General features: G+C 71.2%; 22 protein-coding genes, 1 tRNA gene and 1 pseudogene. 17 read left to right on the top strand and 7 right to left on the bottom strand.

The annotated features are described in order from the left end of the window. The first annotated feature begins 49 nt into the window (after nucleotides 1–49). The 3 genes from AB0E02_RS17115 to AB0E02_RS17105 all read left to right on the top strand — a co-directional run bounded on the left by AB0E02_RS17115 (nucleotide 50) and on the right by AB0E02_RS17105 (nucleotide 2646). Nucleotides 50–1318 carry a glycosyltransferase gene (locus tag AB0E02_RS17115; RefSeq protein WP_362139936.1) on the top strand — a complete coding sequence of 423 codons (1269 nt, stop codon included), beginning with the start codon at nucleotides 50–52 and terminating at the stop codon, nucleotides 1316–1318. A 153-nt stretch (nucleotides 1319–1471) separates the two neighbouring features. Beyond that, on the top strand, nucleotides 1472–2002 hold the full coding sequence (locus AB0E02_RS17110) for a M23 family metallopeptidase (protein ID WP_362139933.1): 531 nt from the start codon (nucleotides 1472–1474) through the stop codon (nucleotides 2000–2002). Between the two features lie 179 nt (nucleotides 2003–2181). Continuing rightward, nucleotides 2182–2646 (top strand): hypothetical protein, encoded by a 465-nt coding sequence (locus AB0E02_RS17105; protein WP_362139931.1) that lies wholly within the window; start codon nucleotides 2182–2184, stop codon nucleotides 2644–2646. A 1838-nt stretch (nucleotides 2647–4484) separates the two neighbouring features. On the opposite strand, the gene AB0E02_RS17100 is transcribed toward AB0E02_RS17105, so the two are convergent. Then, nucleotides 4485–5243 carry a GntR family transcriptional regulator gene (locus AB0E02_RS17100; RefSeq protein WP_362139928.1) on the bottom strand — a complete coding sequence of 253 codons (759 nt, stop codon included), beginning with the start codon at nucleotides 5241–5243 and terminating at the stop codon, nucleotides 4485–4487. A 193-nt stretch (nucleotides 5244–5436) separates the two neighbouring features. Here AB0E02_RS17100 and AB0E02_RS17095 point away from each other — a divergent pair, with 193 nt between their 5' ends. The 14 genes and pseudogenes from AB0E02_RS17095 (at nucleotide 5437) to AB0E02_RS17030 (ending at nucleotide 12666) form a co-directional block, all read left to right on the top strand. Further along, nucleotides 5437–5766 (top strand): hypothetical protein, encoded by a 330-nt coding sequence (locus AB0E02_RS17095; protein ID WP_362139925.1) that lies wholly within the window; start codon nucleotides 5437–5439, stop codon nucleotides 5764–5766. Nucleotides 5767–5768: 2 nt separating this feature from the next. After that, the gene (locus tag AB0E02_RS17090; RefSeq protein ID WP_362139922.1) at nucleotides 5769–7112 is read left to right on the top strand and encodes an FtsK/SpoIIIE domain-containing protein; all 1344 of its coding nucleotides are present in this window, start codon (nucleotides 5769–5771) and stop codon (nucleotides 7110–7112) included. A gap of 92 nt (nucleotides 7113–7204) precedes the next feature. Next, nucleotides 7205–7405, top strand: coding sequence for a hypothetical protein (locus tag AB0E02_RS17085; RefSeq protein WP_362139919.1), 201 nt, complete (start codon nucleotides 7205–7207; stop codon nucleotides 7403–7405). A gap of 5 nt (nucleotides 7406–7410) precedes the next feature. Further along, a complete protein-coding gene (locus AB0E02_RS17080; protein WP_362139916.1) occupies nucleotides 7411–7593 on the top strand; it encodes a hypothetical protein in 183 nt (60 codons plus the stop codon). Nucleotides 7594–7661: 68 nt separating this feature from the next. Continuing rightward, nucleotides 7662–8387 carry a DUF2637 domain-containing protein gene (locus AB0E02_RS17075; RefSeq protein ID WP_362139913.1) on the top strand — a complete coding sequence of 242 codons (726 nt, stop codon included), beginning with the start codon at nucleotides 7662–7664 and terminating at the stop codon, nucleotides 8385–8387. A 13-nt stretch (nucleotides 8388–8400) separates the two neighbouring features. Further along, the gene (locus AB0E02_RS17070) at nucleotides 8401–8580 is read left to right on the top strand and encodes a hypothetical protein (protein WP_362139911.1); all 180 of its coding nucleotides are present in this window, start codon (nucleotides 8401–8403) and stop codon (nucleotides 8578–8580) included. A gap of 4 nt (nucleotides 8581–8584) precedes the next feature. Beyond that, the gene (locus AB0E02_RS17065; RefSeq protein ID WP_362139909.1) at nucleotides 8585–8773 is read left to right on the top strand and encodes a mobile element transfer protein; all 189 of its coding nucleotides are present in this window, start codon (nucleotides 8585–8587) and stop codon (nucleotides 8771–8773) included. A 23-nt stretch (nucleotides 8774–8796) separates the two neighbouring features. Further along, nucleotides 8797–9078 carry a hypothetical protein gene (locus AB0E02_RS17060; RefSeq protein ID WP_362139906.1) on the top strand — a complete coding sequence of 94 codons (282 nt, stop codon included), beginning with the start codon at nucleotides 8797–8799 and terminating at the stop codon, nucleotides 9076–9078. Between the two features lie 13 nt (nucleotides 9079–9091). After that, entirely contained in the window at nucleotides 9092–9337 is a 246-nt protein-coding gene (locus tag AB0E02_RS17055; RefSeq protein ID WP_362139903.1) for a hypothetical protein, read from the top strand. A 93-nt stretch (nucleotides 9338–9430) separates the two neighbouring features. Continuing rightward, nucleotides 9431–9613 (top strand): hypothetical protein, encoded by a 183-nt coding sequence (locus tag AB0E02_RS17050; protein WP_362139901.1) that lies wholly within the window; start codon nucleotides 9431–9433, stop codon nucleotides 9611–9613. Beyond that, nucleotides 9606–9803 (top strand): hypothetical protein, encoded by a 198-nt coding sequence (locus AB0E02_RS17045; protein WP_362139898.1) that lies wholly within the window; start codon nucleotides 9606–9608, stop codon nucleotides 9801–9803. Before AB0E02_RS17050 ends, AB0E02_RS17045 begins: the two co-directional genes overlap by 8 nt. After that, a pseudogene (repSA, locus tag AB0E02_RS17040) lies at nucleotides 9800–11207 on the top strand (replication initiator protein RepSA). Before AB0E02_RS17045 ends, repSA begins: the two are co-directional and overlap by 4 nt. Beyond that, nucleotides 11204–11413 (top strand): excisionase family DNA-binding protein, encoded by a 210-nt coding sequence (locus tag AB0E02_RS17035; RefSeq protein WP_362139896.1) that lies wholly within the window; start codon nucleotides 11204–11206, stop codon nucleotides 11411–11413. The pseudogene repSA and the gene AB0E02_RS17035 overlap by 4 nt, the downstream one beginning before the upstream one ends. Then, a complete protein-coding gene (locus AB0E02_RS17030) occupies nucleotides 11410–12666 on the top strand; it encodes a tyrosine-type recombinase/integrase (protein ID WP_362139894.1) in 1257 nt (418 codons plus the stop codon). Before AB0E02_RS17035 ends, AB0E02_RS17030 begins: the two co-directional genes overlap by 4 nt. 73 nt (nucleotides 12667–12739) lie before the next feature. Here AB0E02_RS17030 and AB0E02_RS17025 read toward each other — a convergent pair. From AB0E02_RS17025 to glp, 6 genes are all read right to left on the bottom strand, one after another. Continuing rightward, nucleotides 12740–12812 (bottom strand) — tRNA-Ala (locus AB0E02_RS17025). A 91-nt stretch (nucleotides 12813–12903) separates the two neighbouring features. Further along, on the bottom strand, nucleotides 12904–13956 hold the full coding sequence (locus AB0E02_RS17020; RefSeq protein WP_362139891.1) for a hypothetical protein: 1053 nt from the start codon (nucleotides 13954–13956) through the stop codon (nucleotides 12904–12906). Between the two features lie 151 nt (nucleotides 13957–14107). Then, on the bottom strand, nucleotides 14108–14734 hold the full coding sequence (locus AB0E02_RS17015; protein WP_362139888.1) for a GNAT family protein: 627 nt from the start codon (nucleotides 14732–14734) through the stop codon (nucleotides 14108–14110). 14 nt (nucleotides 14735–14748) lie between these two features. Then, the gene (locus AB0E02_RS17010) at nucleotides 14749–15252 is read right to left on the bottom strand and encodes a MogA/MoaB family molybdenum cofactor biosynthesis protein (RefSeq protein WP_362139886.1); all 504 of its coding nucleotides are present in this window, start codon (nucleotides 15250–15252) and stop codon (nucleotides 14749–14751) included. Then, nucleotides 15249–15731: a cyclic pyranopterin monophosphate synthase MoaC gene (gene moaC / locus AB0E02_RS17005; protein ID WP_030413385.1), complete on the bottom strand. Its 483-nt coding sequence runs from the start codon at nucleotides 15729–15731 to the stop codon at nucleotides 15249–15251. The genes AB0E02_RS17010 and moaC overlap by 4 nt, the downstream gene beginning before the upstream one ends. An 87-nt stretch (nucleotides 15732–15818) precedes the next feature. Continuing rightward, on the bottom strand, nucleotides 15819–17135 hold the full coding sequence (gene glp, locus AB0E02_RS17000; protein ID WP_362139882.1) for a gephyrin-like molybdotransferase Glp: 1317 nt from the start codon (nucleotides 17133–17135) through the stop codon (nucleotides 15819–15821). Nucleotides 17136–17137: the final 2 nt, after the last annotated feature.

Here is a 17137-nt window from a genome sequence, read left to right as displayed (position 1 = left end):
GCGCCTCCCACCTCCCGAACCTCCCGAACCTCCCGAAGGCTGCCCACCCATGCCCAAAATCCTGCTCACCGCCGCCGGGTCGTACGGCGACGTCGCCCCCTACACCGGCGTCGGCGCCCGGCTCCGCGCGGCCGGCCACGACGTCACGCTCGCCACCCACGACGCCTACGAGCCCCTCGTCCGCGCCGCCGGCCTCACGTTCCGCCGGCTGCCCGCCGATCCGCGCGGCCGGCGCCCGGCCGACGGCACCGCACCGCCCGAGGGCGCCCCGCCCGGCCGCCGCGCGCTGATGCGCCGGGCCGCCGCCTTCATCGAGGAACTGGGCGGGGGCATGGCCGACGCCGCCGACGACGGCACCGAGCTCCTGCTGCTCTCCGCCACCACCGCACCGCTCGGCCACCACCTCGCCGAGGCGCACGGCATCCCGTCGCTGGGCCTGCTCCTGGTCCCGCAGGCCCCCACCGGCGACTTCGCCCCCGTCGTCAGCGGCGGCCGCTCCCTGGGCCGCCGGGGCAACCGCGCCCTGGGCCGCCTCTCCCTCGGCGTCATCGACCGGCTCTACGCCGGCGCCACCCGCACCCTGCGCGCCCGCCTCGGCCTGCCCCCCACCTCGCCCGCCGCGGTCCGGCGCCGCGCCGAAGCGGCCGGCTGGCCGGTCCTGCACGGCTTCAGCGAAACCCTGCTCCCCCGCCCCGCCGACTGGCGCGCCGCCCTCGACGTGGTCGGCTACTGGTGGCCCTGGCACGCCCCGGACGCCCAACTCCCGTCCGCTGTAAGGGACTTCATCGACGCCGGCCCGCCCCCGGTCTTCATCGGCTTCGGCAGCATGGCGGGCGGCGAGGGCGAACGGCTGGGCGAGCTGGCGGTACGGGCCCTGCGGCGCGCCGGGGTCCGCGGCATCCTCCAGTCCGGCTGGGCCGGCCTGTCCGCCGCGCACGCACCCGGCGCGGACGACGTCCTCACCATCGGCGAGGTGCCGCACGCCCTGCTCTTCCCGCACCTGGCGGCGGTCGTCCACCACTGCGGCGCGGGCACCACCGCGGCCGGACTGCGCGCCGGGGTCCCCACCGTCCCCGTCCCGGTCACCGCCGACCAGCCCTTCTGGGCCGCCCGCCTGGCCGCCTCCGGCGTCGCCACCGCCCCGATCCCCTTCGCGCACCTCACCGGCGAAACCGGCGTCGCCCGCCTGGCCCACGCCCTCGCCCAGGCCACCACCGGCCCCGAACGGCACGCCCGCGCCCGCGCCGCGGCCGCCCGCCTCGCTACGGAGGACGGCGCCGGCGCGGTCGCCGAAACGGTCGACCGCCTCACGGCCTGAGCCACCGCGGCCGCCCCCTGGAGCAGAACGACGGTACGCACCCCCGCCCGCCGCACCACCACTCACCGCACCGCGGCGGACTGCCACCCGATCGGAGGCCCGTCGGCCCGTCCCGGGATGCGACCGCCCGCCCGAGGGCGTGGGCTCGCAACTATGACCACGTTCCGCAAAGGCACCCCGCTTCGCAGAGCGCTCCTCCGTGCCGCCCTGCTGGCGGCCGCGGGCCCCGCCGTCACCGTGACGGCGGCCCAGGTCGCCCTCGCCGCCCCCGCCGGCAACTGGGCCCACCCGGTCGCCGCCCACTACCGCATCAGCTCGCCCTACGGCGTGCCCGGCGCCTGGCAGGCCGGTCACCACACCGGCGTCGACCTCGCGGTCCGCTCCGGGGCCAAGGTCAGGTCCGTCGGGCCCGGCACCGTCGTCCTCGCCCGGCGCTCGGGCGCGTACGGCAAGGCCGTCACGGTCCGGATGCGGGACGGCCATTACACGCTCTTCGGGCACCTCTCCCGGATCACCGTCCACCCCGGCCAGCGGGTCCGCGCCCGCACCCGCCTCGGCTACGCCGGCGCCACCGGCCGGGCCACCGGCCCCCACCTCCACTTCGAGGTCCGCACCCGCCGCCACTACGGCTCCGACATCAACCCCCTCGCCTACCTGGCCCGCCACGGCATCCTCCTGACGTGACGTCCGGCCCCGCCGGCGGACCACGGCGGCCGGCGGGGAGGCACGCCTACCGCAGACACGTGCCGGGTGAGCGCCTACACTCTCGCTGCGCCGAGCGGCGCAGGCACCGGCAGAACAGACCCGTTGACCGGGCCGGTCGGCGGGTGGGCGGTGGCGGGTTGGACGGACAGGAAGCAGCAGTGGCAACGACAGCCGAGGCAACGACCCGAGTGTGGCGCCGGCATGCCGCGGCCGCCCTGGCCTCCACCGTGTTCCCCGCCGTGTTCGTGCAGGCGATGCTCCTCGCGAACTGGCACGTGGAACACCCGGTGTTCGTCCCCGGCGACGATTCACCCGGCATCGCCGCAAACGGAGGGAACCTGATCGCCGTGCCGATGTTCGCTGTTGCTGCGATCGTCTGCCTGCTGTTCCCTCTGCTCTGGGGCATCGCGGCGTTCCGCACGGGGCAGGGCAAGGCGGTGAAGGATCTGCCGGCGATTACCACCGTTCTGCAGGTGGTCGCCTTGCTGGTGGCCCTCCCGGCCGCCATGTCCCTGCCCTACAACTGGGCCGACGTCACCGCCCTCGTCGCCGCGGACCTGGTCGCGCTGAGCGTCGCCCTGAGGCCGCGCTGGCCGCGCCGGACAAGCCCCGGGCCGGCGTAGCGACTCCCGCACATGCCGTCGGAGTCGACGCGAAGGCGCTGCGGAAACCCGGCCGGCATCTCGGACCTCAGCCGGATCCTGCCCAGTTGCTGTACTTCACTGCCGTACGGCGCGAAAAAGCCCCCACCGGATCATCCCGAAAGGGGCTTTACTGCGCTTGTTACTACTGCGGTGGACCTGAGGGGATTCGAACCCCTGACCCCCTCGTTGCGAACTACCGGCAGCAAGGTTGAACTCGACTGCTGAACTGCTAGACAGTTTGCTAGAGGGTTGGGAAAGTCGCTATCAGTTGCTGCGGTTGCGGTACTTCGCTGCTGTACCGCAACTGGCGCCAATTAGTGTGGCCACAGCCAAAGCGTCAGCATAAGCGTTGACTACCTGGGCAACTGGGCCCCAAAGGATCACCAAGATCATGATCACTGTGATGGTCCACGGTCGAGATCCGAGGTTTGACAGACCGCCCACGGCACAGGGCACACTCGTCATTGAGCCTCCAGAGGTTCATGCTCACCGTGCCGCGCTCCGCCCTGGACAAGCCGGCGCGACACGGTGGGCAACTCATCGTTTAGGCAATGGTGCCCGAGGCATTCCCGGTGCTGGATGACATTCGGATGGCGAACTGCGCCCCAGCGGGGGCTTCTCCCATGACATGAACCTATTGCCAAAGCAATAGGTTCAAGCCACGTCCCTTAGTGCATGTAGCTACAGGAATGCCTACTACGCTGGGCGATTAACATCCCCGATCACCGGACCAGCCTGCCGCAACGCTGACTGCGGACCTCATGGCGTCGCGCGTCTATGGTCCTGTGGAACTTGGCTCAAATTGATTCCTGCACCCGCCGAGTAGTGGCGATATTGACTTGTAACGACATGGGGTACCTAGCGGAGCGCCCACGACGGGCTCGGCCACATCGCGGCAGCAGATAGCTCCCCCCTCAGCCACAGATCAGGGTGCGGTCCGCTCACGCTCCTGCATCCGTGACGGTGGCGGTACGGCGGCCCGCCCCATGCCGGCCTGCATGCCCGCATGCCGCGCCGCGGCCGGCCCCCACCCCTCCCGTAGCCAGCCGTCTTGACGGCACCAAGACCTATGCGACGGTCGGGAACGCGCCCGCCACATAGTCCGTTTGCCGCTTCCGTCCACCCATACCCCCTCCCGCCTCACACCTCCTCGCCGCCCTCGGGGACTCCGCCTGGACCTGCCCCTGAGCCACGGATGCCTTCGTGACTGCTCCGCTTGGCTCGTGGTGTGAGACTGCGATCGGGCTCGTGGGAGGTGGCGACGGTGGCGTTAGATCGGTGGGGTGTCTGCTCGGTCGGCGCTGCTTTTGGGCGGGACAAAGCGTCTAACGGATTACCCCGTGGCATCTAAGGTGGCGCGGGGCCGGGGGCGGGGGCGGAGCGGGCCGGAGGCAGGAGCGTCGCCCCCAGTCCCCGTGCCCGCGCCGGCCCGCGTGGCGGGCCGGTGGGGTGTGATCCGTAGCGGCGACTGTCAAGGCGTTGGCCTGCGCGCCGGATGCCAAAGGCAAGAGCCCCCACCAGGCCAGAGCCACAACGCGCCAGCTTCCCGGCGAGCCGTGAATCGCGCAGCACCAACCGACGCGGTTATGACGGCTGCTGGCTTCGACCAGCCTCCAGGACTCGACGAGCGGATGCCGGCGACTGACCTCCGGAGACCCGGCAAGGGAACGGCACCCACGAGAGCCACCAGCTTGCTTCCCCACCCCACCACCTTCCCCGACCGCAGGGAGGGGCTTGATGAGGTAGAGAAACCTGTAACAACACCCCGAACGCAGCTAGTGACTGACCAGCAGCGGGAGAGGGACGGACACTCTGCGCTACGCGTCGAAGTCGTATTCGAGGATGTAAGACGCAGAGTCGAGAGTCATCTCGTTGATCTCAACCGGGCGCCCCTCGTCGGCGAAAGCAGTACGGCAGATGAGGATGACGGGTGTACCCATGGAGAGGTTGAGCCGGTTGGCTTCCTCCTGCGAGGGCATGCGCGACCGCACCTCTTCCCGGAAGTGGACCGGCTTGGCCCCGAGTTCGGCGAGACGGGCGTAGGTCCCGCCCGGACCGGTGTCTTCCTGCGTGATGGCTGAGCCCGCAACAAGCGATGCCGGCAAGTAGCTGGTGGCCAGCAGGACGGCCTTGCCATCGAGCACGAACCGTCGACTCCGCACACAGACGGGCTCGCCCGGAGCAATGTCGAGCACCCGGGAAATCCGCTCCGGTGCCGACTCCTCTGTTACAGCGACCTGATCCACAACAAGCGTCCGGTCCTCGACGTCCGCAGACCAGATGGATCGGCCGGACCCCCACTGCTCCTGGGAAAGGCGTTGGATGCCCCGCCGCCGCAGAGGGCGGAAGTCCCGAACGAACACGCCGGCGCCCTTGCGGGACTCCGCAAGCCCTTCGTTCTGCAGGACTCCCAGGGCCTGCCGCGCGGTCATACGGGCAACGTTGTGCTGCGCCATGAGGTCGTTCTCGCCTGGCAGTCGATCGCCGGGGCCGTACTCACCAGCCTTGATCGACTCTCGCAGCGCGCCGGCGATGCGCTGGTACTTCGGCTGGCGGTCGCCGCCCGTGGTGGCCATACGCGAACACTCCTCCTTCATCTCTAGACAGCCTAAGTGCACCTCCATGCCGGTGCACCTCCGGCGCCTGCCCGACCGCACAGCGAAAAACATCTCTAGACATCTCGTTGACATCTCTAGAGAGGAACGCTTCACTAGAGATGTCTAGAGAGGTCGCCGCAACGGGCGGCTTCGAGAGCAAGGGAGCACCCCTGTGCCTTCGTTCAAGATCGACACTTCGACCGCTGTGGTGTTCGTCGCGACTCCGCCGACCAAGAAGCTCAAGAACAAGCAGACCGGTGAGCCGGCCATCGACGTCCAGACCGGTGCCACGCTGATGACGGTGGGCCTGCTGATCTCCGACGAGGGGGAGGGCAACCTGTACCAGGTGACCGTGCCGGAGACGGGTGTCCCGGAGGGGCTGACGCCCGGGTCCCCGGTGTCGGTGGTGGGGCTCAAGGCCCGGGACTGGGAGAACGAGTTCAACGGTCAAAAGCGGCACGGGATCTCGTTCCGCGCGGTCGCGATCACCGCCGGGGTCTGACCATGACGGACCTGACCACTGTCCTCGAAGCGACCGGTGCCTTAGCGGGTGCGGGTGGCCTCGGTTACGCGAAGGTCCGTGCGCCTCGGGTGTACTGGTCGCTGGTGGGCCTGCCGGTCACCTGGGGTCGGTTCACGGTGACGTACCGCTCGACGATGGATGTGTGTGGGCTGACGGTGCAGCCGTCGCGTCTGCGGGCGTTCATGGCGCGCAACATCGCTCGCCGCGAGGTTCAGCCGGTTCCGCCGAAGATCCGCCGCGTGCGGGGCACTTCGACCGGACTGCGGGTCTCGCTGCGGCTTCCGGCCGGTCTGGAGCCGGCTGATGTGGCGGCGGCTTCGCAGCGGCTGCGGCACGCCTGGGGCGTCCACTCCGTCAACGTCATCGAAGCCAAGCCCGGTGTGGTGGAACTGCGTATGACCGGCTACGACGTGCTCAGGCGGGTACGGATGCCGCGCCGCGCCAAGCCCGCCGACATGGTCGTGCCCGTGGCCTTGCGTGACGACGGGACCGTGTTCGTCCGCGACTACCGGCAGGTGCCGCACGCGCTGACGCTGGGCGCGAACTTCTCGGGCAAGTCGATGTATCAACGAGGCCTGATCACCGGCCTGGCGAAGCTGCCGGTGGCCTTGGTCGGAATCGACTGCAAGCGCGGGGTGGAACACCGCTCGTACGCGCCCCGCCTGTCGGCCCTGGCCACCACGCCCGACACCGCAGCCCAGGTGCTGGATGTGCTGGTGGCGGAGATGGAAGGCCGCTTCGACCTGCTCAGCGCGCACCACGTCTCGGACCTGTGGGGCCTGCCGGATGACGTACGGCCGGTGCCGCTGGTGGTCTTGGTCGATGAGGTCGCCGAGCTGTTCCTCGTCGCGGCCAAGAAGGACGAGGAGCGCCGGGACCGGATGGTCATGCAGATGGTCCGCCTGGCTCAGATGGCCCGCGCGGTCGGCATCTACCTAGAGGTGTGCGGGCAGCGCTTCGGCTCCGAACTCGGCAAGGGCGCGACTATGCTGCGCGCTCAGCTCACCGGCCGGGTGGTCCACCGGGTCAACGACAAGCAGACCGCCGAGATGGGTCTCGGAGACATCGCGCCGGACGCGGTGTTCGCCGCCACGGCTATTGCGGCTGACCGGCCCGGAGTCGCGGTAGCCGGTGACACCTCTGGTGGCTGGTCGCGCATCCGCACTCCCGAGATCTCCCCCGCTGAGGCTGCGGCCATCTGCCGCGCCTACGCCTACCTGACGCCGGACGTTCCTGCGCTGGCGCCCTTCCGGCCCGCCGTTCCGGTCGAGCCGACGACTGACGATGCGCCGTCGCTGATCAAGCCCCGGCCCGTCACCGACTAACCCCCCACCCCCGCACCACGGCCGGCGTGACCGCCTCACGCCAAGTCCCTGGCACCGCCATGCCCAAATCGGCCCACCAAAGGAGATCAGCAATGGCACGCGACCGCCGCAGCAACAGTGACGCCGCCCAGGACCGCCGCCTGACCGGTCAGCTCCAGAACTCCGCCCAGTCGTACTGCCAGCGCGAGGACGCCGACACCGAGTTCGCCTCGGCGGTTCTGAACGGCTGCGTGACGACCAGCGGCAAGGACTACCCGCCCGCCGGCCACGGCTACCCCCGCAACGACCGCTGACCGCGATGGCTGCCAAGAAGACCGCCGCCCGCAAGACGGCCTCGAAGAAGCCGTGCCCGGACTGCAAGGACGCCGGGCAGACCTCCGAGACCTTCCAGGTCGGCGGCCGCAAGAAGCGCGACAGCCCGCACACGCAGGAGGCGCTGTGCCTGACCTGCTGGGGCACCGGCGAAGCCCCCGCCACCTGAACCGCCGGGCGGGGCGGAGACAACTGCGTCCCGCCCGGCCCGGCCCAAATCCCGGAAGGAGGACCGCGATGCGATCGAAGCTCCGCCTGGATGCCGTGCTCGTCCAGGCCGTGATCGCCGGTGCCCTGTCCTTCGCCCACCTGCACGACATCGCCGAAGCGGCCGGCCAGCACGGCTGGAAAGCCTGGGCCTACCCCGTCAGCGTCGACCTGCTCTTCGTCGCCGCCTGGCGCCGCCTTCGCACCCTGCGCGCCAACGACCGCGCCGCACGCGCCGCCTGGACCTGGTTCGTCATCGCGCTCGCTGCGTCCCTCGGCGCGAACATCGCCACCGCCGGCCTCCTCGACCTGAACGCCGTGCCGGCCTGGCTACGCATCCTCGTCGCCGGATGGCCCGCCCTCGCCTTCCTCGGCGGCACCCTCCTCGCCCACACACCCACCACACCGGCCGAAGCAGAACCCACCCCGGTGCCCGCAGCTGTCGAGAAGACCGACGCACAACACGGATTCGACACGGCTCCGGCCCAAGTCCCGCCGACACCTGCGGAGCCACAGGAGCTCACGCCTGCGGAACAGGAAGAGCCGGCCGAACTGCCCGCCGCGACCGCCCCTGCACCTGAGCCTGTCGCCCCCAAGCCGGCCCCGGCCGTGCCTCCGGCGCTGCTGGATCACGCCCGGAAGATCGCCGACACCCACCGCGCCTCGACCGGTTCACCGATCGACCGCGACACCCTGCGCGCCCGCCTCGGCGTCCCGCCGGTCCTCGCCGACGCCATCACCGCCCAACTCGCCTGAAAGGAACGCTGACATGCACCCGCACACCCGCCTCGCCCTGGAACTGGCCCTCGTCTTGGCCCACCTGGGCCGCCCCATCGACGCCATGGAGATCGGGTCGGCCGCGATCGAGGCGGCTACCCACGACGAACAGCCCGCCATCGGCCGCTGGCTCGACGAGCACATCAACGACTTCGCCCGCAAGAACAGCTGAGCCGGTGCCTCGCCCCAACCGCTTCTACGACGTGATCCGCATCGGCCCCGTCCAGGTCGGCAGCCACTACGACGGTCGCGGCCGCACCAAGCACACCGCCGCCTGCACCGCCCCCGGCTGCGGCTTCTCCGCCGACTACCGCGACCGCGCTGGTGCCGAACTCGCCGCCCGCACCCACCACTGCAACCCCTGACCCGCCGAAGGGAGGCAACCACCATGCGCTACCCGGAGGACCAACTGCGCGCCAACCACCGTCCGGCCCACCTGATTCCGCCCGGCGTCGACCCGCGCAACGTCGTCATCGTCCAGGCCCCGCCCCGCTCCTACGCCGGGCCGATCCTGCTCACGATCGCGATCACCTTGGGCGCTTCCGTCGTGCTGATCGTGCTCGCCGTTGCCTTCCAGATCGCCTCCGCGGCTGCCGCTGCGGCCGTTCCGACCATCGGCGGAGCCAGCATCACGATCAAGCTCGCCCGCAAGCAGCACAACAACCGCTGAAAGGAGCCCTGCCATGGGCCTGTTCAACCGCAAGCAGAACACCGACACCACCCCCGCCGATCCCGCCATGACCGAGAAGGGCCGGGAGTACGCCATCGCCAAGCGCCACGGCGACCGCAAGACCGCCAACCGCCTCATGCGACAGATCGGCAGCGACACCCACACGGCTGACGAGCAGGCCGCGTTCTGGAAGGGCGCCCACGAATACGACGCCATCCCGCCCGCCTACTCCAAGCCCCGCCGTACGCGTCGCCGCTGAACGGCCCCCGGGGCGGCCTCGGTCGCCAAACTTCCGCCGCCCCGGGCGCCAGCACCCCTTCCAGACCAACGGACCCGAAAGGGACTGCTCATCATGCCCCAGCACGCCCCGAACCAGCGCATCTGCCCCGACTGCGACGGCTTCCCCACCGTCGCCATCACCACCAGCCACCGCAGCCCCAACGGCGCCCGCCGCACGGTCACCGTCTCCTGCCGCACCTGCCACGGCACCGGTGCCGTCCGTCCCACGGCCGGCCGGGAGGTGACCCGTGTCTGACCTCACCCCGACCCCGGCGAACCCCGGCCTGCACCTCTCCAAGCCCTCGGCCTACGCCCCGCCCTCCGGCGCCTACGCCTGCCGCTGCGGCGACACCGCCCAGGCCACCGGCGGCGACGTGCAAGGCCTCATCCAGAACTGGACCGACCACCGAGCCGCCTGCACCGGCCGCAAGGAGACCCAGCAGTGACCGACCCCGCCACCGCGGCGGGCCTGGACCCGACCACCCTGCACGATCTCCTCCGGGTGGCCGGGTCCCCCGGCTTCGACCGCCTCACCGACCAGATCCAACCGCACCGGCGGCTGCTCCGACCCCATCCACCTGATCGGCTCCACCAAGACCCTCGACCCGACCACCGGCACCGTCCTGCACGCCTACTCCACCGACCCCGAACCCGGCGGACGACTCCGGGTCGCCTGCGGCAACCGCCGCGCCTCCCGCTGCCCCTCCTGCGCCTGGACCTATGCCGGCGACACCTACCACCTCATCCGCGCCGGCCTGCTCGGCGACCCAGCCAAAGGCACCCCGCACACCATCCGCGACCACCCCCGCGTCTTCGCCACCCTCACCGCCCCCAGCTTCGGCCCCGTCCACAACCGACCCGGCAACCGCCCCTGCCGCTGCGGCACCCACCACCCCGAAGAAGCACCCGAGTTGGGCACCGCCCTCGACCCGGACACCTACGACTACGCCGGCGCCGTGCTGTGGAACAACCACGCCTCCGACCTGTGGCGCTACTTCACCATCTACCTACGCCGAGAGATCGCCGCCCGTGCCGGCCTCACCCAGAAGGCCGCCCGCGAACAGTGCCGCCTGTCCTTCGGCAAGGTCGCCGAGTACCAAAAGCGCGGCGCCGTTCACTTCCACGCTGTCATCCGCTTCGACGGGCCCGACGGCCCCGACACCCCGCCCCCGGCCTGGGCCACCGTCAGCCTCCTCACTGACGCCATCCGGGCCGCTGCCGCCCGGGTCAAGGTCGTCGTCCCCGCCAAGCCCGAACACGGCTACGACAGCGGCTGGGACTTGCGCTGGGGCAAGCAGCTCGACATCCAGCCCATCGGCGCCTTCGACAGCGGTGAAGACCTCACCGAACAAGCCGTCGCCTCCTACGTCGCCAAGTACGCCACCAAGGCCGCCGAGACCACCGGCACCGTCGACCACCGCGTCGGCAGCCCCGACGCCGTGCAGCTCCTCGGCATCCCCGACCACCCCGCCCGCCTCATGCAGGCCTGCTTCGACCTGAGCCGTGCCTACCCGGAACGCAAGCTCACCGCCTGGGCCCACATGCTCGGCTTCCGCGGCCACTTCTCCACCAAGTCCCGCCGCTTCTCGACCACCCTCGGCGCGCTGCGCCAGGTCCGCGCCGACTACCGCGCCGCCCAACAACGCGCCGCCCTCGGCCTGCCCGACCCGGACGACCACCCCGAGGCGACCACGCTCGTTGTCGCCCACTGGGCCTACGCCGGCCACGGCCACACCCCCGGCGAATCCTGGCTCGCCGCCAACATCCGCCGCGACATCCAGCACAACCGCGAAACCGCCCGCGAACTGCGCGCCGAACTCGACACCGACGAAGGAGACGGCTGGACATGACCTCGACCGTGATCGAAAGGAAGTGGCACACCACCGCCGAAGTCGCGCAGATGCTCGGCTACGGCCTGTCCAAGACCAAGATGCTCGTGCTCACTGGCGAGATCCGCTCGATCAAGGACGGCCGCAACCGCCGCATCCTGCCGCGCTGGGTCGACGAGTACGTCGAGCGGTTGGCCCGTGAGGCTGAGGAGCAGTGGTCGGCATGAGCGGCAAGCGCGGCAACGGCGAAGGCTCCATCTACCCATACAAGAACGGCTTCGCCGCCTACGTCTGGGTCACCACCCCCGACGGCAAGAAGAAGCGCAAGTACGTCTACGGCAAGACTCGGGAAGACGTCCACGACAAGTGGATCAGGCTGCACGCTGAGGCGAAGAAGGGGCCGGTGGACACCAAGTCACCGACGATCGCGCAGTACCTCGCGTACTGGCTGAAGGAAGTCGTGGAACCCGACCTTCGTCCGAAGGCGGCCGAGACCTACGCCATGCACGTCCGTCTGTACCTCACGCCCGGACTCGGCTCGAAGCGGCTCGACAAGCTCTCCGTGCGGGACGTACGGACGTGGATCAACCAGCTTCAGATTCAGTGCCAGTGCTGCGCTCAGGGCAAGGACGCCGCGCGCCCCAGGGTGGACAAGAACCCCGCTCGTCGGCAGCGGTGCTGCGCGATCGGCCGGTGCTGCAAGCAGACCGTCTCTCGCCGAACGGTTCAGGACGCTCGGACCGTGCTTCGCTCCGCCCTCAGCAACGCGATGCGGGAAGAACTGGTCTCGAAGAACGTCGCGTCCCTCGTCCAGGTGCGCTCGGCTGCCGTGCCGAAGTCCAAGCCGAAGCCGTGGTCGGTGGAGGAAGCTCGCACCTTCCTCGAAGCTGCTCGCGCGGCCGGTGATCCGCTGTACCCGGCGTACGTCCTCGCCCTGGTCCTGGGCTTGCGCCGGGGTGAGGTGCTGGGTCTCACCTGGGACAGTGTGAATCTCGACGCCGGAGAGATCACGGTGGAACAGCAACTGCAACGAGTCGCCGGACGGCTGGTGCACGGTGAGACCAAGACCAAGGCTTCGACAGCGGTTCTGCCACTGCCGGACATCTGCGTGACGGCTCTTCAGCTCCGCCGGAAAGCGCAAGAAGCGGCTAAGCAGGCGGCCGGCGAACTGTGGACGGACTCCGGCTTCGTGTTCACGACCCGCTGCGGCACCCCGATCGAGCCCCGGAACTTCAACCGGGAGTTCGCTGCCCGATCGGCGAAGGCTGGCGTTCGGAGGATCCGTCTGCATGAAACCCGGCGCATCTGCGGCTCGCTCCTCGCTGCCCTCGACGTGCACCCCCGGATCGCGATGCAGATCCTGCGGCACAGCAAGATCGCAATAACCATGGAGATCTATACGTACGTGCCGTCGGCATCGACGCGGAAGGCTATGCGGAAGCTCGGTGAGCATCTCGGCAACCAAGCCGATCCCGCCTAGTTGCTGTACTTCGCTGCGGTACAGCGCGAAAAAGCCCCCACCGGATCATCCCGGAGGGGGCTTTGACGTGCGGTGGACCTGAGGGGATTCGAACCCCTGACCCCCTCGTTGCGAACGAGGTGCGCTACCAGCTGCGCCACAGGCCCTTGCGACGAGTGAAACTCTAGCATCTCGGCCGCGGTGCTCGGAAATCGCTTCCGGTGCTGGTCAGCGAAGGGGCGGCCGGTGTGGTGCGGGTCACTCGTTGGCGGCGCGGGGGCGGTCCTCGTCCTCGTACTGGTCGAAGAGCGGGGTGCGGCCGCGGGTGCGGCGGCCGGGGGCGGGGCGGTCCTGCTGGGGGGTGTCGGGCTGCGGGCGTTCGGCGGCGGCGCTGGAGCGGGCGGAGCTCCAGGCGTCCTCGGCGTCGAGGTCGACGTGGCTGGTGGCGCGCGGGGCGACCGGGGCCGTGACGTAGGTGGGGAGCGGGACCGGGACGGGGTCCCAGCTGCCGGCGGCGGGGCGCGGGCGCTCGCGTTCGCGCTGCTGGTCGACCCACTCGGCGTGGTCGGTCTCCTCGACGACGGCGCGCCGGCCGGCGGTGGGGGAAGGACGGGAGGGCGGTGCCGGCCGGGGCGGTTCCACCGCGGCGTCGGCCGGGTGGTGGTCGGCGCGGGCGTCGGCCGGGTGGTCCTCGGGGGGCGGCTGGTCGGCGGCCTGGCGGGGGCGGCGGCCCTCGCGCAGGCGCTGGGCCGCGGCCTCCGCGCGGCGCTGGTCCATGGTGAAGGTGAAGCGGCGGCGCTCCTGGGCGCGCAGGTAAATGATGTACGCGGTCAGGAGGAGGGCGGGGATGGCGGGCGCCCAGAGGAAGGGGGTGCCGCCGACGGCCGCGACGATGGCGCCGGTGGTGAAGGTGAGGAACAGGATGGTGATGGTGCGCCGGCGGCGGGCGAGGACCTTGGCGCGCTTGGTCCGCTCGGCGAGCGAGGGCCGCGGCGGGGCGGGCTGCACGCGGGTGGGCGGCGCCTCGGCCTCCTCGGCGGGAACGGGGTCGGTGAAGGGCCCGGCGGCGGCCTCGTCGGCCGGGTCGTCCGGGTCCACGTCGTCGCCCGCCTCGTCGGCGGGGTACTCCCCGTGCGCCTTGTCGTAGCGGCGCTGCATGGCCGCACGTCCGGACAGCAGCCGGATGGCGGTGCTGAAGCGCTCGGTCGGCCGGGCCTCGTTGAGCTCATCCTGTCTACGGAGCCACATCGGCACCAAGTAGGCGGCCCAGGCCCCGACGATGACTGCGTAGATGAGGCCGCTGCTTCTCACAACTCACACGGTAGAGGGGTTTGCAGGGGGCCATCCGCCAATTGGGCCGGTGTGTCGCACGATCTGGCTGATATCTCGAACTTTTTTGTGATGGTAGAGATCCGCACCCACCCCAATCCGGCCAATTGGGGATTGCATTCGAACGTTTATTTTATTTGCGAGGCGTACCGGGAGCGGTGCCGGGCCTGCTGGGTTTCTCCCGGCGCCAGCGGCTGAGCAGGCCCTCGGGCACTTCTTCCGCGGTGAGCGCGTAAACCGCGTGGTCGCGCCAGGCACCGTCGATGTGGAGGTAGCGCGGGCGGATGCCTTCCTCGCGAAAACCGAGCTTTTCCACCACCCGCCGGCTCGGAGAGTTCTCCGGGCGAATGCAGACCTCGATGCGGTGCAGTCCGACGCTGCGGAAGCAGTGGTCGACGGCGAGGGCGACGGCGGTCGGGATGACACCGCGGCCGGCGACTTCCTGGTCGACCCAGTAGCCGATATGGCCGGAGCACATCGAGCCCCAGGTGATGCCGGCGACGGTGAGTTGTCCGACGAGGCGGCCCTGGTATTCCACGACGAACGGGAGCATCCGGCCGGCGTGCGCCTCCGCGCGCAGATGGCGGACCATCTGGCGGTAGGTGGGCCGGTGCGGCGGGACGAGACCGGGCGGGGGCGGCGGAATGGTGGCTTCCCAGGGCCGCAGCCAGTCGCGGTTACGGCGGTTGACCTCGCGCCAGGCCCGCTGGTCGCGCAGCTTTATGGGGCGGAGGGTGATCTCACCGTCCGTCAGGACCACGGGCCAGGGCGCGTTCAGCTCGGGCTCCCGGAGGGTCTGGGGTGGTCGCCGCCGTGGATCTGGTCGACGGCGTGCGGCAGCAGGTCCGCCAGGACGGCGAGGCCGTCGCGAACCCCGCCGGAGGAGCCGGGGAGGTTGACGATCAGGGTCGTGCCGGCGACGCCGGCGCGACCGCGGGAGAGCGCCGCGGTGGGGACCTTGTCGCGGCCGGCGGCGCGGATCGCCTCGGGGATGCCGGGGACCTCGTAGTCCAGTACCCGGGCGGTGGCCTCGGGGGTGCGGTCGGTGGGCGAGATGCCGGTGCCGCCGGTGGTGAGGACGACGGCGTACCGCGACGAGTCGACGGCCCGGCGCAGGGCGGCCTCGACCGGGTCGCCGTCCGGGACGACCTCGGGCCCGTCGACCTCGAAGCCCATGGCGGCCAGGCCCTCGGCGAGCAGCGGGCCGCCCTTGTCCTCGTAGACGCCGGCCGCGGCGCGGTTGGAGGCGGTGACGACCAGGGCGCGGGCGGGGGTCACGACCGGCTCCAGTCGCCGGACTTGCCGCCGGTCTTCTCCTCGACGCGGATGTCGGAGATCACCGCGGCCTTGTCGACCGCCTTGATCATGTCCACGACGGTGAGGGCGGCCACGGAGACGGCGGTGAGCGCCTCCATCTCCACGCCGGTGCGGTCGGTGGTCTTGACGGTGGCGGTGATCTCCACGGCCTCGTCGGTGACCGAGAGGTCCACCTTCACCCCGGAGACGGCCAGCGGGTGGCAGAGCGGGATCAGCTCGGGGGTGCGCTTGGCGCCCATGATCCCGGCGATCCGGGCGGTGGCCAGGGCGTCGCCCTTGGGCATGCCCTCGCCCCGCAGCAACTCGATGACCTGCGGCGACACCAGCACCCGGCCGCGGGCGCGGGCGGTGCGGGCGGTGACGTCCTTGGCCGAGACGTCGACCATCCGGGCCGCGCCCGCCGCGTCGAGGTGGGTGAGGTGTTGCTGGCCGCTGCTCATCGTTCTCCCGGTCCAAACTGCCGCCTGTGGGACGACACCGTACCTCCGGTGGCCGCGGAGCACCCGGTACGGGTTTTCGGGGGCCGGTTATCCGAGCGGGAGGACGTCCACGTCCGCGCCCTCGGGGACCTCGGTGGTGTCCTCGGGGACGACGATCAGCGCGTTGGCGTGCGCCATGGCCTTGATCAGGTGGGAGCCGGCGCCGCCGACCGGGGTGACGGTGCCGGCGTCGGCGTCGTAGGAGCCGCGCAGGAACTGCCGCTTGCCCTTGGGCGAGGAGGCGAGGGCGGCGGTGCAGCGGGCCCTGGTGGTCGGGCGGTGGACGTCCGGCAGGCCCATCAGGGCGCGGATGACCGGGCGGACGAACAGCTCGAAGGAGACGTAACTGCTGACGGGGTTGCCGGGGAGGGCCAGCAGCGGGATGTCGTCGGGGCCGATCAGGCCGAAGCCCTGGGGCTTGCCGGGCTGCATGGCGAGCTTGCGGAACTCGACCTTCCCCTCGTCCGCGGACAGGCCGGCCAGGGTCTCCTTGACCACGTCGTACGCGCCGACGCTGACGCCGCCGCTGGTGACCAGGACGTCGGCCCGGATGAGCTGGTCCTCCAGGGTGGCGCGCAGGGTCTCGGCGTCGTCGGCGACCGCGCCGACGCGGTAGGCGAGGGCGCCGGCGGCGCGGGCCGCGGCGGTGAGCTGGAAGCTGTTGGAGTCGTGGATCTGGCCGGGGCCCAACGCCTCGCCGGGCTGGACGAGTTCGCTGCCGGTGGACACCACCACGACGCGGGGGCGCGGGCGGACCCGGACGGTGCCGCGGCCGAGGGCGGCGAGCAGGCCGATCTGGGAGGGGCCGAGGAGGGTGCCGGCGCGCAGCGCGAGCTCGCCTTGGGTGACGTCGCTGCCGCGGGCGCGGATGTGGGCGCCGGCCGGGGCCGGGCGGTGGATGCGGACCTCGCCGCCGGCGCCCTCGGGGGCGGCGCTGTGGGCCTCCATCGTGGCGGCCGGGCCTTCTCCGGCGCCGCCGTCGGTCCATTCGACCGGGACGACGGCCTCGGCGCCGGGCGGGAGGGGGGCGCCGGTCATGATGCGGGCGGCCTGGCCGGGGCCGACCTCGGGGAGCTCGCCGCTGCCGGCCGCGACGTCACCGATGACGGTCAGGGTGACCGGGGCGGCCTCGCCGGCCTGCGCGACGTCGGCGGCGCGGACCGCGTAGCCGTCCATGGAGCTGTTGTCGAAGGGCGGCAGGGGGACGGTGACGGTGACGTCCTCGACCAGGACGCAGCCCTGGGCGTCGAGGAGCTGCAGCTCGATCGGGTCCAGCGGGGCGATCTTCGACAGGACGTCGTCGAGGTGCTCGGCCACCGACCAGACGCGGTCCGGGTGGCTGGTCTGGCCGGTGGCGTGGTTCAACG

Origin of the sequence: Streptomyces sp. NPDC048196, from assembly GCF_040652715.1 — a bacterium.
In the GTDB taxonomy this organism is placed as follows: Bacteria; Actinomycetota; Actinomycetes; order Streptomycetales; family Streptomycetaceae; genus Streptomyces; species Streptomyces siderophoricus.
The sequence above is the reverse complement of the archived record's forward strand: the minus strand, read 5'-3'. Positions and strand labels throughout refer to the sequence as shown.

What these genes read in the sequence shown, in the direction of transcription:
- AB0E02_RS17050 (WP_362139901.1), top strand. Translation starts at nt 9,431, where the DNA reads ATGCCCCAGCACGCCCCGAACCAGCGCATCTGCCCCGACTGCGACGGC.
- AB0E02_RS17075 (WP_362139913.1), top strand. Translation starts at nt 7,662, where the DNA reads ATGCGATCGAAGCTCCGCCTGGATGCCGTGCTCGTCCAGGCCGTGATC.
- AB0E02_RS17100 (WP_362139928.1), bottom strand. Translation starts at nt 5,243, where the DNA reads ATGGCCACCACGGGCGGCGACCGCCAGCCGAAGTACCAGCGCATCGCC.
- AB0E02_RS17115 (WP_362139936.1), top strand. Translation starts at nt 50, where the DNA reads ATGCCCAAAATCCTGCTCACCGCCGCCGGGTCGTACGGCGACGTCGCC.
- AB0E02_RS17080 (WP_362139916.1), top strand. Translation starts at nt 7,411, where the DNA reads ATGGCTGCCAAGAAGACCGCCGCCCGCAAGACGGCCTCGAAGAAGCCG.
- AB0E02_RS17055 (WP_362139903.1), top strand. Translation starts at nt 9,092, where the DNA reads ATGGGCCTGTTCAACCGCAAGCAGAACACCGACACCACCCCCGCCGAT.
- AB0E02_RS17090 (WP_362139922.1), top strand. Translation starts at nt 5,769, where the DNA reads ATGACGGACCTGACCACTGTCCTCGAAGCGACCGGTGCCTTAGCGGGT.
- AB0E02_RS17110 (WP_362139933.1), top strand. Translation starts at nt 1,472, where the DNA reads ATGACCACGTTCCGCAAAGGCACCCCGCTTCGCAGAGCGCTCCTCCGT.
- moaC (WP_030413385.1), bottom strand. Translation starts at nt 15,731, where the DNA reads ATGAGCAGCGGCCAGCAACACCTCACCCACCTCGACGCGGCGGGCGCG.
- AB0E02_RS17035 (WP_362139896.1), top strand. Translation starts at nt 11,204, where the DNA reads ATGACCTCGACCGTGATCGAAAGGAAGTGGCACACCACCGCCGAAGTC.
- AB0E02_RS17085 (WP_362139919.1), top strand. Translation starts at nt 7,205, where the DNA reads ATGGCACGCGACCGCCGCAGCAACAGTGACGCCGCCCAGGACCGCCGC.
- AB0E02_RS17030 (WP_362139894.1), top strand. Translation starts at nt 11,410, where the DNA reads ATGAGCGGCAAGCGCGGCAACGGCGAAGGCTCCATCTACCCATACAAG.
- AB0E02_RS17060 (WP_362139906.1), top strand. Translation starts at nt 8,797, where the DNA reads ATGCGCTACCCGGAGGACCAACTGCGCGCCAACCACCGTCCGGCCCAC.
- AB0E02_RS17070 (WP_362139911.1), top strand. Translation starts at nt 8,401, where the DNA reads ATGCACCCGCACACCCGCCTCGCCCTGGAACTGGCCCTCGTCTTGGCC.